The sequence below is a fragment of the Streptomyces sp. NPDC047061 genome (genome assembly GCF_040643955.1).
Taxonomy (GTDB): Bacteria; Actinomycetota; Actinomycetes; order Streptomycetales; family Streptomycetaceae; genus Streptomyces.
This window is the reverse complement of the sequence record NZ_JBEYVI010000022.1, coordinates 1-13,500: the sequence shown is the minus strand read 5'-3', so window position 1 is coordinate 13,500 and position 13,500 is coordinate 1. Positions and strand designations below refer to the sequence as shown.

Sequence of the window (13,500 nt, the reverse complement as noted above, 5' to 3'; positions counted from 1 at the left end):
AGAGGCCGACCGGCCGCGGATACGCCACGACGGTCGCAGAGCGCCGAGGGGCCCGGCAATGGATTAATCGACCCGCGATTTGGACTATTCGATCACCGGGAGACGCGGGTCGGCGGCGCGGCCGGTCACCGGGAGGCGGGCACGGTGCGGCCCGGGCGTCCCCCGTTGCGCAGACCCACCGACCGCAGCGCGCCCTCCAGCGCGAACGTGGCCGCGCCCAGGCAGACCGGGTCGGTGGGGATGGGGGAGAGGACGATCTCGGTGGCGGCGAACGGCCGCCCGAGCGCGTGCCGCCGGACGGCCTCCCGCACCTCCGCCAGCAGCGGCTCGCCGAGCCGGCGCGCCACCCAGCTGCTGAGCACGACCAGTTCGGGGTTGAGCAGGTTCACCAGGTTGGCGATACCGGCGCCGATGTAGCGGGCCGTGGTCCGTACGACCTCGACCGCGACGGGATCACCGTCCGCCACGCCCCGGGCCAGCGCGTCCACGGTGGCCGTCTGGTCCTCCGGGTGCAGCAGCGGGCTCCGCGGGCTCGCCTCCCGCAGGTTCAGCATGATCCCGGGGGCGCCGACGTAGGTCTCGACGCAGCCGTGGTTGCCGCAGTGGCACAGCCGCCCGTCCAGGACGAGCGTCGTATGACCCCATTCCCCGGCGCTGTTGCTCACCCCCCGGTGCAGTCCGCCGCCCAGCGCGAGCCCGGCGCCGACACCCGTTCCGAGGTTCACCACCACGGTGTCCCCGCGCCCGCGCGCCGCCCCGAACCACTGCTCGGCCACCGCGCAGGCCCGCAGCGGGTTGTCCAGGTAGAGGGGGTACGCGATGTGTCCGGACAGCAGGCGCAGCAACGGTACGTCGTGCCAGTCCCAGTTGGGCGCGTACTCGGCGATGCCGGTGGCCCGGTCCACCTGCCCCGGCACGCTCACCCCGACGCCCAGCACCCGCGCGCCCTCGATCCCGGCCTGCGCCACCACCGCGCCGACCGCGGCGGCCACCTGGCCCACCACCTGCTCCGGTCGGTTGTGGCCGGGGCGCACGTCCTCCTCGGCGCGGGCCAGCACGTTCAGCGCGAGGTCGAACAGCTCGACGTGGACGTACGTCTCCGCGATGTCGACGCCGATCAGTGCGCCCCCCGAGGCGTTGACCGCGACGAGTCCCCGGGGGCGGCCGCCCGCGGAGTCCTCGAAGCCGACCTCCGTGATCATCCGCAGTTCCAGCAGCTCCCCGACGAGGGTGGCGACCGTGGCCAGGCTCAGCCCGGTGACGGCCGCCAGCTCCTGCCGGGAGGTGGGAGACTCGGCGATGATGTGCCGCAGTACCTCGTAGCGGTTCGCGGTGCGGATGTCCCGTGATGTGTGCTTCACGCGGCGCAAGGCTATGGCCTGGGAAGCGCTTTCGACAAGCCATTACCTTAAGGGTTGGATTAAGTCCGGCCGTCGTGATCCGTCGTGATCCGTCGTGATCTTCCGTGGTGAGTCGTGGTCGGTCGTGATCAGTCGTGCAGGACATCTGCCACGAAGGGGTTCGTGAACTTCCCGTCGGGGTCGAGGTCCCGGGCCAGGGCGCGGAAGTCGGCGAGCCGCGGGTAGCGGCCGCGCAGCACCTCGCCCGGCACGGCGTGCACCTTGCCCCAGTGCGGCCGCGGGTCGAACGGCGCCAGCGCCTCCTCCAGCCGGCGCAGCACGGGCAGCACCGCCGTCAGGTCGTCCACCCAGGTGAAGTGCAGGGCGACGGAGTCACGGCCGTGGGCGGGGCTGAGCCACTGCGGATCGGCCGCGATCGTCCGTACCTCGCAGGTCTGCAGGACGGGTGAGACCGTCTGCCGGATCCCGTCGACGGCGTGCAGCGCGTCCACGGCCGCCGCCCTCGGCAGCAGGTACTCCGACTGGAGCTCGTCCCCGCTGCTCGGCGTGAACTCCGCCCGGAAGTGCGGGAGCCGCTCGTGCCAGGGCCCCGGCACCCCGAACTGCTGGGTGCAGTTGCCCGCCGGCATGCCCGGCACCGGGTGCATCGCCTCGGTGGCCGGCGCGGCCCATCCGAAGTCCACGGCCGGCCGGTCGGTGCGCCGTTTCACCCACACCTGCCGGAAGCCCGGCTCCCGCCAGTCGGTGAACAGGCTCACGCTGTAGGCGGCCCCGGCGACCGCGGGGAAGTCCAGGCCGTCCAGCGGCAGTTCGGTGTATACAGTCTGCGCCATGTCATATGCCGCCTCCAGGTCCAGGGTGAGCGCGGTGACGGCACCCAGCGCCCCCAGCGAGGTCACCGCCCCGTCGAAGCGCGCGTCCCCGCGCGCGATGCCGACCGTGGAACCGTCGGCGACGACCAGCTCCACCTCCCGTACCGGCGCCGCGAGCGACCCGTTGGCCACGCCCGAGCCATGGGTGCCGGTGGCGACCGAACCGGCCACCGAGATGTGCGGCAGCGAGGCCATGTTGGGCAGCGCGAGGCCCCGCGCATGCACCGCGCGGGCCAGTTCGGCGTACCGCACCCCGCCCGCGACCCGGACCGTACGGGCCGCCGTGTCCACCTCGATCACCGGCGGCAGCCCGGCGATCGAGACCAGCACGCCCTCCGGGCCCGGGTCGGCGATGCGGTTGAAGGAGTGCCCGCTGCCCAGCACCCGTACCCGCGCACTGCCGGCGACCAGCGACCGGAGCCGGTCGAGGGAGTCCGGGCGGTGGAACTCCTTCGCGGTGTAGGTGATGTTGCGCGCCCAGTTGGTGACCGTCTGCGCCGGATCCGTCATCTCTGCCGTCCCATTCCTGTCGTCCCTCGGGGAGTGCCCGTCGTTCTCCGGGAAGTGTCCGTCCCCTCCGGGGAGTGCCTGTCCATTGACCCTCTCATTCGCCGAGACCTACGGTAGAGACCGGTTGCTATCCGCGCGTCACCGAGCCGGAAGGTCACTTCCTTGCCCGAGCGTCCCCAGGCACTGTTCGCCATGACGGCCCAGAACGTGCCGCACATCTTTCCGCCGGAGGTGCTCGCGCGACTGTGCGAGTACGTAGAAATCGATCCCACTCTGGTGGCGGAGGACTTCACCGATCCCCGGGTACGGGAGGCGCTCGCCCGCACCGAGGTCCTGGTCACCGGCTGGGGCTGCCCGGTCCTGGACGCGGCCGCCCTGGACGCTGCGCCGAAACTGCGGGCGGTGCTGCACGCGGCCGGCTCGGTCAAGGGCTTCACCACGCCCGAGGTCTGGCGGCGCGGCATCGTCGTCTCCTCGGCCGCCGCCGCCAACGCGCTGCCGGTCGCCGAGTACACCCTCGCGATGATCCTGCTCGCCGGGAAGGACGTCTTCGCCTTCCGCGACCTGCTGCGCACCCGACGCGCCTTCCCGTACGGCGGCATCGTCCCCGGCATCGGCAACTTCCACCGCCGGGTCGGCATCGTCGGAGCCTCCCGCATCGGCCGCCGCCTCCTCGAACTGCTGCGCCCGTACGACCTGTCGGCCGGCCTCGCCGACCCCTACGTGGACGAGGCGGAGGCCGCCCGGCTCGGCGTGCCGCTGCTGCCCCTCGACGAGCTGCTGCGCACCTCGGACATCGTCACCGTGCACGCCCCCCAGACCCCGGAGACCCGGCACCTCCTCGGCGCCCGCGAACTCGCCCTGATGCCGGACGGATCGGTACTGATCAACACCGCGCGCGGCTCCCTCGTCGACCACGACGCCCTGATCGAGGAGCTGCGCACCGGCCGCCTCACCGCGATCCTCGACGTGACCGACCCCGAGCCGCTGCCCGCCGACTCCCCTCTCTTCGACCTTCCCAACGCCTTCCTCACCCCGCACCTGGCCGGCTCGCAGGGCAACGAGCTGGCGAGGCTCGGGCTCACCGCCGCGGAGGAGGCCGGCCGGCTGCTGACCGGCGACGGCCTGCTGTACGCGATCGACCACTCGGTCCTCGAGCGGGCCGCGTGACGGCCCGTCCGCCGGGCGCCTCCGGCCGTCTCGTAGGGTGATCCGAACACATGACGAAGGGGGGCCGGGCGATGACCAAGAGGACGCAGCCGGCGCCGAACGGGGACGCCTCGACGGTGCGGGACGTGGCCGCGCGGGCCGGGGTCTCCGCGTCGACCGTCTCCCGGGTCCTGGGCGGCACCTATCCGGTGGCCACCGCGACCCGCGCCAAGGTCATGAAGGCCATGCGCGAGCTGGACTACGTGGTCAACGCGCACGCCCGCGCGCTCGGCGGCGCCACCAACAAGACGGTCGCCTTCGTCGTCGACGACGTCACCGGCCCCTTCTACGCGCACATCGCCCGCGGGGTCGAGGAGCAGGCCTCGGCGGAGGGCCGGCTCTGCATGCTCTGCACCACGCACGGCGACCCGCGGCGCATCCTCGCCGTCGTCGAGACCATGCGGGAGCAGCGGGCCGACGCGGTGATCGTGGTGGGCGGCGCCCTGGAGGACAAGGCCTACCACGACCGGATGACCCACTTCGCGCACGCCCTGGACCGGTCCGGCTCCCGGCTGGTCCTCGTCGGCCGCCCGCCACTCGGTCCCGGCGTCCCGGCGACGGTCGTCGACTACGACAACGAGGGCGGCGCCTTCGCCCTCACCACCCACCTCCTGTCCGGCGGCCACCGGCGCATCGCCTACCTGGGCCGGGTCCCCGGCCTGTCCACCAGCGCCCAGCGCATCGCCGGCTTCACCCGCGCCCATGAACTCCTCGGCCTCGCCCCCGACCCGGACCTGATCCTCGACGGCGTCTTCTCCCGCTCCTACGGCTACCAGGCGACCCGCGAACTCCTCGCCTCCGGGCGGGAGTTCACGGCGGTCTTCGCCGCCACCGACATGATCGCCACGGGCGTGATCCAGGCCGTACGGGAGTCCGGCCGCCGCATCCCCGACGACATCGCCGTGGCCGGCTACGACGACATCCCGGTCGCCCGGGACGTCTACCCGACACTCACCACGGTCCACGTACCCCAGGAGGAACTGGGCCGCGCCGCCGTCCGCATCGCCCTGCACCGCGACGAGCTCCCGGACGGGCAGCACCTGGTGCTGGGGACGCATGTGGTGCTGCGGGAGTCGACACGCCGGGCCGCCGGCGGTTGACGGCGGCAGCACAGGCGACGGCGGTGGGCGGTGGCGGTCGACGGCGGTTGGCGGTTGCGGGCGAGCGGTCGGCGTGCCCTGCGGATTTCGTTGCCTATGCGCGATTCAATGCCGTATCCAGCAATAATGTGGCTATTCGACTGCGATATCGGTAGCGTGCGGACATGGCCTCCGACCCGCTCTCCCCGCGCCTTCCCGTGACCGACCGCACCCGCCATCGCCGGCTGCGCGAGCAGGGCAGTCTCGACCGGGCCGAGCTGGAGGCGATTCTCGACGCCGGGTTCGTCTGTCATCTGGGGGTGGCGGTCGAGGGGCGCCCGCTGGTCGTGCCGACGGTGTACGGGCGGGACGGGCACCAGCTCTATCTGCACGGCTCGGTCGCCAGCCGCAGCCTCGCGGGCGGGACCCCGGTCTGTGTCACCGTGACGCACGTCGACGGCCTGGTGCTGGCGCGGTCCGTCTTCGAGCACGGCGTCAACTACCGCAGCGCGATGGTCCACGGCACCGCCCGCAAGGTGACCGACCCCGAGGAGAAGCTGACGGGCCTGCGCCTCCTCTCCGAGCACACGGCCCCGGGCCAGTGGTCGTACGCCCGCCGCCCGAACCGCAGGGAGCTGGCCGCCACCACCCTCCTCGCCCTCTCCCTACAGGAGGCCTCCGTGAAGATCCGCACCGGAGCGCCGGACGACGGCGACGGACCGGACGCGGAGCTGGGGCTCTGGGCCGGCGTCCTGCCGCTGACCTCGGTCTGGGGTGCGCCGGTGACGGATCCCGCACTGCCCCCGAACACTCCCGTACCGGGACACATCGCGCGCCGAGTGGGGACCCGGCACGGCTGACGGCCGGGCGGGGGCATACCGTGAGGAGCTGAACGCCTGAGCCGGGAGGAGACACGGGATGGGCAGCCGTACCGCGCTGGTCGAGGACCTGATGGAGAGGTTCCCGCACGTACCGAGGGAAGCCGTCTTCAAGGAGGACCTGCTTCGGGGCGGTGTGGCCTTCGACCCGTCCGCGCTGAGCGACAACGAGAGCGGCGAGGTCAAGCCGAAGTCGTACTTCATCTTCTCCTTCGACCACGGCACCCTGCCCGAGCTGGGCGAGGCCGCGCTGCGCCGGCCGCCGGAGGAGATCATCCTCACCGGCGGGCCGTACGACCTGCGCCGGACCGTGGTGTCCGTGCGGGTGAACCCCACCTCGCCCTACCGCGTCGCCGCCGACGACGAGGGCGTGCTCGGGCTCTACCTCGACGGGAAGCGGATCGCCGACGTCGGTGTGCCGCCGATGCCGGAGTACTACCGGCACAAGCTCTCCAACGGGAAGTCCGTGATGGAGGTCGCCCCGACCATCCAGTGGGGCTACCTGATCTACCTCACGGTCTTCCGGGTCTGCCAGTACTTCGGCGCCAAGGAGGAGTGCCAGTACTGCGACATCAACCACAACTGGCGCCAGCACAAGGCGGCCGGGCGGCCGTACACGGGGGTGAAGGACGTCGAGGAGGTCCTCGAAGCCCTGGAGATCATCGACCGGTACGACACCGCGAAGGCGTCCACCGCCTACACGCTGACCGGCGGTGCGATCACCAAGACCGTCTCCGGGCGCGACGAGGCCGACTTCTACGGGCACTACGCCAAGGCCATCGAGGAGCGGTTCCCGGGACGGTGGATCGGCAAGGTCGTCGCCCAGGCGCTGCCGCGGGACGACGTGCAGCGGTTCAAGGACTACGGCGTGCAGATCTACCACCCCAACTACGAGGTGTGGGACGAGTACCTCTTCAAGATGTACTGCCCGGGCAAGGAGCGGTACGTCGGCCGGGACGAGTGGCACAGGCGGATCCTGGACTCGGCCGAGATTTTCGGCGCGCGGAACGTGATCCCCAACTTCGTGGCCGGTGTGGAGATGGCCGAGCCGTTCGGCTTCAAGACGGTCGACGAGGCGATCGAGTCGACCACCGAGGGGCTGCGCTTCTTCATGTCGCACGGCATCACGCCCCGCTTCACCACCTGGTGCCCGGAGCCGACCACCCCGCTCGGCAAGGCCAACCCGCAGGGCGCCCCGCTGGAGTACCACATCCGGCTGCTGCAGGCCTACCGCCAGACGATGGAGGACTTCGGCCTCTCCTCCCCGCCCGGTTACGGCGAGCCCGGACCCGGCCGCGCGGTCTTCTCCGTCAGCTCCTTCATGGACAGCCTGCCTGCGGCGGAGCCGACGAAGGTGTGACTCCCGGCGGGCCGCCGCAAGTGACTGAAGGGAACGGTGAGTCGAAACGCGGTCGCTGTCCGTACTAGGGGCCGGAGTTGTGGACCACGGTGGACACGAACGCGTTCTCCGGCCGGGCTACTATCCACGGTCAGGTGCCCGCTTCGGCCTCGATGCGCGGGGGCGGGTGGCGGCCGGGGGGTGGCCGGGCAGCCGAGTGCAGCGGTTGACACAACACCGGGGACCGGTGGTACGGGTGACGGCGAGGATCCGTGGCACGACCACCGGTAACCGGTTTTGAATATGCCGCTTGTCAGTTGTGCAGGAGACGTGAAAAGCTCGGGCCTGCCGCGAGGTTCCCCCCAACTCCGTTGCCGATACGGTGAGTTGACCTCGCTTTGGATGCAGGAGACCCATGCCCGACCTGCCGACCCCTCAGGACGCCGCCGAGGCAGCGCTGTTCTCCGAATGCTGGGACGCAGTGCTCTCCTACGCCGACCTGTGCACGTCCGGCTCTCTGACGGCCAATCAACTGGCCACCGAGGCTTTCACGCTCGGTATGCGTGAGGCCCGCGCGTCGGACTTCGAGCCGGTCCGCAGCTCGGGACGGCGCGCCGCCCGGCTGCCGATGATCCCGCTGCTCCTCACCGCCGTGCGCAACACGGCGGCCGCCTGGGAGGCCGAAGGGCTCGGGCACCAGCTCGACCCGGACCTGCGGCTGTGGCTCAACTCCGAGAAGGCCGCGCGCTACACGGGGCTGCCGCTGCAGCGGCCCGTCGCGCTGCGCGGCCTGCGGGACATGCAGGAGGCGGACGCCGAACTGCTGTGGCTGGCCGAGGTGGAGGCGTTGCCGCTGCCCTCCGTGGCACGCCGGCTCGGTCTCGACCCGGTCGTCGTCGCGCAGGAGCTGGAGCAGGTGCGCGGGCTCTTCCGCGACCGCTGCCACCGCGCCCACCTCGACACGCCGATGGCCGCCGAGTGCCGCAGCTACGCCCGGCTCCTCGACGCGGTCACCCGGTCCTCCTCCGCCGACACGCCCGAGGACCTCTCCCGGCACCTCGCCACCTGTGTGCAGTGCGCAGAGGCCGCCGCCTGTCTGCGGCTGCACGGCGGCGGACTGCCCGCGGCACTCGCCGGCGGGATCATCGGCTGGGGCGGCCTCGCCTACCTGGAGCGCCGCCGCCGCGCCGCCGAGGTGCGGCTCGGCGCGGGCCGCCCGGCCACCGCCGACGTCGACGGCGGCGACCCCAAGGAGGGCGGCGGCCGGGGCAAGGTGTTGCGGCACGGCCTGCTCGGCGCGGCGGTGCTGATCTCGCTGGTGGCACTCGGCGTGTCGATGATGCCGATGGGCGGCGGTTCCGGCGACGACGCGGCCTCCGCCTCCCAGGACGACCGGCAGCCGGTCGCCGACCCCGGCTCCGTCCTTCCGTCCGCCGACCCGACCCCCACGCACACCGCCTCCGCCGCCCCCTCCGCCTCGGCCACCGCCGCCGGCAAGCAGGACCACAAGAACCCCGACCCGGAGCCCCAGGGCACCTCCTCGGCCACGGCGAGCACCGGCGGCCACCACGCCACCCCCTCCGCCAGCCCCACCCACACCTCCGCGGCGGCCGTCTGCCAGGTCTCCTACGACCTGGTCAACCAGTGGACCGACGGGTTCCAGTCCACCGTCACCGTCACCACCAGCCAGGCGCTGACCGGCTGGCGGGTCCAGTGGTCCTTCGGGGACGGCCAGCGGGTCACGCAGATGTGGGACGCGACCGTCAGCCAGAACGGCGGCGTGGTCACCGCCGACGCCGCGGACTACAACCAGTCGGTCGCCGCGAACGGCACCCTGTCCTTCGGTTTCCTCGGTACCTGGAGCGGCCGGAACTCGGCACCGTACGGCTTCACGCTGAACGGCGAGTCCTGCTCGTCGAACTGAGCCACCCGAACGACCGGCGGCCGGGCGGACCCAGGAGGGTGGGTCCGCCCGGCCGCCGGCCGTATGCCGGGCATGTCCCTGACCGATCGTCAGATCCGCTGCTCCGGAGCCCGGTTCAGCACTGCGACTTGTAGAAGTACTTGCTGACCGACGGGTCGTTCATGTTGTCCTTGGTGATCGCCACCATGTTGGTGCCGATCGACTTGCTGACCGACTTGCCCTCGAAGGCGTTGGCGAGCTGGTCCACCGCCTGCCGGCCGATCGCCGCGGGGTCCTGGGCGACCAGCACCTGGAGGGTGCCCGACTTCAGCGAGGCGATCTCGTCCGGCTCGGCGTCGAACGCGGCCACCTTCACCGCGCCCTCCTTGCCGGCCTGCTTCAGCCCGGTGGCGATGCCCTGACCGGTGTTGGTGTTGCCCGCGAACACCCCGCCGAGGTCCGGGTGGGCGGCGAGCGTCGACTGGATCTGGGAGGCCGCGGTGGCCGGCAGGTCGTTGTCGTAGAGCGTGGGCAGCACCTTGATCTTCGGGTACTTGGCCATCTCCTCGGTGAAGCCCTTGATCCGCGCGTCGGTCGTCGACACGCCGGGCTTGACGCTGATGACGATGGCCGAGCCCTTCTCGTTCATCAGCTTGGCCAGCGCGTCGGCGGCGACCCGGCCGCCCTTCTCGTTGTCCGACGAGATCCGCGTGATGCCGATCGAGGTGTCGGTCACCGTCGTGTCCACCAGCGCCACCTTGGTGCCGGCCGACTGGATCTGCTTGAGCGACGGCGTCAGCGCGCTGGTGTCGACCGGCGAGATCAGCAGCCCGTCGGGCCGGGACGCGGCCGTCGAGTCCAGCAGCGGCCGCTGCACGGACACGTCCCACTGCGCGGAACCGTCGGCCGTGAAGTCCATCCCCTTGGCCTTGGCCTCCGCCTGCGCGGCACAGGTCATGGTGATGTAGAAGGGGTCGCTCTTCACCCCGGTGATCAGCCGGACCTTCTTGCCCTTGGCGCTGCCCGAACTCCCCGAGCCGCCACCGTCGTCCGACGAACCGCACGCCGAGGCCCCCGCGCCGAGGGCCAGAACCGTGCCCACCGCGACCAGCAACCGGCGCCTGCTGCGAATGCTCCCCATCACAGAGTCCTCCTTAGCCACGAGCGATTCAGTCTTGTGCTGCGATTCAGTCATGCGCGTTCCCGGGTCTTCCTGCGCAGCTGGTCGATGTAGACGGCCACCACCAGCACCACGCCCACCGCCACGTCCTGCCAGTACTGCTGGACGCCGATCACGATCAGCCCGGTGGTCAGCACCGCCGGGATGAACACGCCGATCACCGTGCCCAGCACCGAACCCCGCCCGCCGAACAGGCTGGTCCCGCCGAGGACCACCGCGGTGATCACCTTGAGGTTGTCGGTGGAGTGCCCGGCGATCGACGTCGTACCGTACGAGGCCAGCCACATCACCGCGCCCAGCCCGGCCAGCAGCCCCATCAGCCCGTAGACCTTGACCAGTTGGCGGCCCACCGGAATGCCCGCCCGGCGTACGGCCGTGGGGTTCGAGCCGATCGCGAGGGTGTGCTCGCCGAACCGGGTGCCGGCCAGCACCGCGCCGAAGATCGCGGTCACCACGGCCGCCAGGATCACCATCCAGGGGATACCGAGCACCTTGCCGAAACCGAGGCTGTTCTGCAGATGCGTGGAGGCCGCCCCGGCCGGGTCCTGGCCGCCGGTGGCGAGTTCGGCGATGCCCAGCGCCGCGCCGAGCCCGCCCAGCGTCACGATCAGCGGCGGCACCTTGCCGGTCGCCACCACGGCGCCCTGCAACGCGCCCCACGACGTGCCCACCGCCAGCGCGATGACGACACAGAACGCCACCGTGCCCCAGCCCGAAGTCGCCCCGCCGTGATGGATGTTGTACTCACCCGCCGCCACCGCGGCCAGCACCAGCACCGAGCCGATCGACAGATCGATGCCCGCCGTGATGATCACGAACGTCATGCCGACGCCGAGCACCAGGTAGATGGCCGCGTTCACGGCGATCTGGGTGATGTCGTACGTGGTGAAGAACTTGCCCGGCGCCGCGATGGTGAAGAACAGGACCAGCGCCACCAGGATGACAAAGGTCCACAGTTCGTTGAGGGTTGCCGCACGGCGCACCCAGTCGGGCACCGCGGCCCGGCCGCCCACGCCCGCCGCGGCCTTCTCGCTCTGCGCCGTCATCGCGCGCCCTCCGCTTCCCCGGCCCCGTTCGGCCCGTCCAGGGAGCCGGTCATCGCCCCGACCAGCTCCTCGATCGTCGTGTCGGCGGCGGTGTACGACGCGACGCGCCGGCCCAGCCGCAGCACCTCCACCCGGTCCGCGACCGACAGCACCTCGGGCATGTTGTGGCTGATCAGTACGACGCAGATGCCCCGGTCGGCGACCCTGCGGACGGTCTCCAGGACCCGGGCGCGCTGGACGACGCCCAGCGCGGCGGTCGGCTCGTCCATGAAGATGACCTTGTGGGCGAAGGCGACGGCACGGGCGACCGCGACGGACTGCCGCTGCCCGCCGGACAACGTTGTCACAGGAGCCGTCACATCCTTGAGCTCCACGCCGAGTTCGGCGAAGGCGCTGACCGCCTCCCGGCGCATCGCGGGCCGGTCGAGGACGCCGAGGCGGCCGAGCAGCCCGCCGCGCACGATCTCCCGGCCGAGGTAGAGGTTGGCCGCCGCGTCGAGGTCGGGCGCGAGTGACAGGTCCTGGTACACCGTCTCCACGCCTCGCCGCTGGGCGTCCATCGGGCCGGAGAACCGCACCGGCGCCCCGTCCAGGCGGACCTCGCCGGAGTCGGGGGAGAGCACGCCCGACAGGACGTTCACCAGAGTGGACTTGCCGGCACCGTTGTCACCGATGAGGGCGACGACCTCGCCGGGGTATGCCGTGAAATCGGCGCCCGAGAGCGCCTGGACGTGGCCGAAACGTTTGACCACCCCATGTGCGGTGAGCAATGGTTCCCTTGCAGAGGCCATGTTGTGCCTTCTGGTTGGTATCGTTAACAGCTTGGCTGATTCTTGGGGCCCCCGCAGCGGGGTGTCAAGGGTGGTGCAGCGGGTCGCCGAGGCCGCTGGTCGGGCCCTCATCTCCCCTTGTTTGCAAGGCCGTTGATACGCGTGTGAGTTGGTAACGTTAACGAGTCGACGCTCAAACGTGACGCAGCTGGAGGACGTGGCGTGGCAGCCACCCGGCCGACCATGAAGGACGTTGCCGCGGAAGCGGGCGTGAGCACGATGACGGTGTCCCGGGTCGTCAACGGCGACTCGGCCGTCGCCCCGCGGACCGCCGCGCGGGTGGAGGCCGCGGTCCGCAAGCTCGGCTACCAACGCGACGACGTGGCACGGCAGTTACGTCGCACCCATGAACTGAGCCAGATCATCGGCCTGTTGGTCGACGACGTGACCGATCCCTTCATGGCCGCGGTCGCCTCCGCGGCCGAGGACGTCGCCCGGCAGCGCGGCAGCATCATGCTCATCGGCTCCAGCCGCGCCGACCTGCGCCGCGAACGCGAGGTGATCGCGGCGTTCACCGCCCGCCGCGTCGACGGCCTGATCCTCACCCCGGCCGCCGGCAGCCACCGCTTCCTGCGCCCCGCCCAGGCGCAGGGCACGAAGATCGTCTGTGTGGACCGGGCGGCCCCCGGCCTGGACGTGGACGCCGTGGTCGTCGACAACTTCGGGGCGGTACGGGAGGCGGTGGCCCACGTGGTGGCACACGGCCACCGCAGGATCGGATTCATCGGCGACACGCCGAGGATCTGGACGTTCGGCGAACGGCGGCGGGGTTATCTGGCGGCCCTTCAGGCCGCGGGCATCGCAGCCGACCCGGCGCTGGTCAGGGACGGTGTGCACACCGGTCCGGAGGCGGCCGCGGCCGTCACCGGGATGCTGGCACTGCCGGACCCGCCGACGGCGCTCCTCGCCGGCAACGAACTGCTCGCCTTCGGCGCCCTGACCGCGGCCCGCGGCGACCTCGCCTTCGTCGCCTTCGACGACTTCGCGCTCGCGGCCCGGCTGACGCCGCCCGTCACGGTGATCGCCCAGGACCCGGTGGCCCTCGCGACCAGCGCGGCCCACCTGCTGTTCGCCCGCATCCACGGCGACGTCTCCCCGCCGCGCACGGTGGTCATGCCGACGCGGCTGATCCGGCGCGGATCGGGCGAGATCCCGGGACCGTTCGCGGCGTAGCGGCGCGTCGCGGCGCGTGGCGCCGGATGGGCCGGATTCCGGGTGCGGGTCCGGTGGGGGCTGGTCGCGCAGTTCCCCGCGCCCCTTGAGGGGCGCAAGCGCCCCGTCAGGGGCGCGGGG

The 13,500-nt window shown here is 71.7% G+C and carries 11 protein-coding genes; 6 read left to right on the top strand and 5 right to left on the bottom strand.

Annotated features, from left to right (window positions below; translation table 11 throughout):
- Positions 1-125: 125 nt before the first annotated feature.
- A complete protein-coding gene (locus ABZ887_RS28060) occupies positions 126-1,361 on the bottom strand; it encodes an ROK family transcriptional regulator (protein ID WP_361294665.1) in 1,236 nt (411 codons plus the stop codon).
- A 128-nt stretch (positions 1,362-1,489) separates the two neighbouring features.
- A complete protein-coding gene (locus tag ABZ887_RS28055) occupies positions 1,490-2,743 on the bottom strand; it encodes an FAD-binding protein (RefSeq protein ID WP_361294662.1) in 1,254 nt (417 codons plus the stop codon).
- 162 nt (positions 2,744-2,905) lie between these two features.
- Between ABZ887_RS28055 and ABZ887_RS28050 the strand changes: the two genes are divergently transcribed.
- The 5 genes from ABZ887_RS28050 (at position 2,906) to ABZ887_RS28030 (ending at position 9,172) form a co-directional block, all read left to right on the top strand.
- On the top strand, positions 2,906-3,913 hold the full coding sequence (locus ABZ887_RS28050; protein ID WP_361294659.1) for a hydroxyacid dehydrogenase: 1,008 nt from the start codon (positions 2,906-2,908) through the stop codon (positions 3,911-3,913).
- Between the two features lie 71 nt (positions 3,914-3,984).
- Entirely contained in the window at positions 3,985-5,052 is a 1,068-nt protein-coding gene (locus ABZ887_RS28045; protein ID WP_361294656.1) for a LacI family DNA-binding transcriptional regulator, read from the top strand.
- Between the two features lie 164 nt (positions 5,053-5,216).
- Positions 5,217-5,891, top strand: coding sequence for a pyridoxamine 5'-phosphate oxidase family protein (locus ABZ887_RS28040; RefSeq protein WP_361294653.1), 675 nt, complete (start codon positions 5,217-5,219; stop codon positions 5,889-5,891).
- A gap of 58 nt (positions 5,892-5,949) precedes the next feature.
- A complete protein-coding gene (locus tag ABZ887_RS28035; protein WP_361294650.1) occupies positions 5,950-7,269 on the top strand; it encodes a radical SAM protein in 1,320 nt (439 codons plus the stop codon).
- 394 nt (positions 7,270-7,663) lie between these two features.
- Entirely contained in the window at positions 7,664-9,172 is a 1,509-nt protein-coding gene (locus tag ABZ887_RS28030; protein WP_361294647.1) for a cellulose-binding domain-containing protein, read from the top strand.
- A 115-nt stretch (positions 9,173-9,287) separates the two neighbouring features.
- Here the strand turns inward: ABZ887_RS28030 and ABZ887_RS28025 are convergent, their stop codons facing one another.
- Genes ABZ887_RS28025 through ABZ887_RS28015 form a run of 3 tightly spaced genes read right to left on the bottom strand, consistent with a single transcriptional unit; the run spans position 9,288 to position 12,168 of the window.
- The gene (locus ABZ887_RS28025; RefSeq protein ID WP_361294644.1) at positions 9,288-10,292 is read right to left on the bottom strand and encodes an ABC transporter substrate-binding protein; all 1,005 of its coding nucleotides are present in this window, start codon (positions 10,290-10,292) and stop codon (positions 9,288-9,290) included.
- A 50-nt stretch (positions 10,293-10,342) separates the two neighbouring features.
- Positions 10,343-11,377, bottom strand: a complete 1,035-nt coding sequence (locus ABZ887_RS28020; protein ID WP_361294641.1) for an ABC transporter permease — start codon at positions 11,375-11,377, stop codon at positions 10,343-10,345.
- Positions 11,374-12,168: an ATP-binding cassette domain-containing protein gene (locus ABZ887_RS28015; RefSeq protein WP_361294638.1), complete on the bottom strand. Its 795-nt coding sequence runs from the start codon at positions 12,166-12,168 to the stop codon at positions 11,374-11,376. Before ABZ887_RS28015 ends, ABZ887_RS28020 begins: the two co-directional genes overlap by 4 nt.
- Before the next feature lie 201 nt (positions 12,169-12,369).
- Between ABZ887_RS28015 and ABZ887_RS28010 the strand changes: the two genes are divergently transcribed.
- Positions 12,370-13,380 (top strand): LacI family DNA-binding transcriptional regulator, encoded by a 1,011-nt coding sequence (locus ABZ887_RS28010; protein WP_361294635.1) that lies wholly within the window; start codon positions 12,370-12,372, stop codon positions 13,378-13,380.
- The last annotated feature ends 120 nt before the right edge of the window (positions 13,381-13,500 follow it).

What these genes read in the sequence shown, in the direction of transcription:
- ABZ887_RS28055 (WP_361294662.1), bottom strand. Translation starts at nt 2,743, where the DNA reads ATGACGGATCCGGCGCAGACGGTCACCAACTGGGCGCGCAACATCACC.
- ABZ887_RS28045 (WP_361294656.1), top strand. Translation starts at nt 3,985, where the DNA reads ATGACCAAGAGGACGCAGCCGGCGCCGAACGGGGACGCCTCGACGGTG.
- ABZ887_RS28040 (WP_361294653.1), top strand. Translation starts at nt 5,217, where the DNA reads ATGGCCTCCGACCCGCTCTCCCCGCGCCTTCCCGTGACCGACCGCACC.
- ABZ887_RS28035 (WP_361294650.1), top strand. Translation starts at nt 5,950, where the DNA reads ATGGGCAGCCGTACCGCGCTGGTCGAGGACCTGATGGAGAGGTTCCCG.
- ABZ887_RS28030 (WP_361294647.1), top strand. Translation starts at nt 7,664, where the DNA reads ATGCCCGACCTGCCGACCCCTCAGGACGCCGCCGAGGCAGCGCTGTTC.
- ABZ887_RS28025 (WP_361294644.1), bottom strand. Translation starts at nt 10,292, where the DNA reads ATGGGGAGCATTCGCAGCAGGCGCCGGTTGCTGGTCGCGGTGGGCACG.
- ABZ887_RS28020 (WP_361294641.1), bottom strand. Translation starts at nt 11,377, where the DNA reads ATGACGGCGCAGAGCGAGAAGGCCGCGGCGGGCGTGGGCGGCCGGGCC.
- ABZ887_RS28015 (WP_361294638.1), bottom strand. Translation starts at nt 12,168, where the DNA reads ATGGCCTCTGCAAGGGAACCATTGCTCACCGCACATGGGGTGGTCAAA.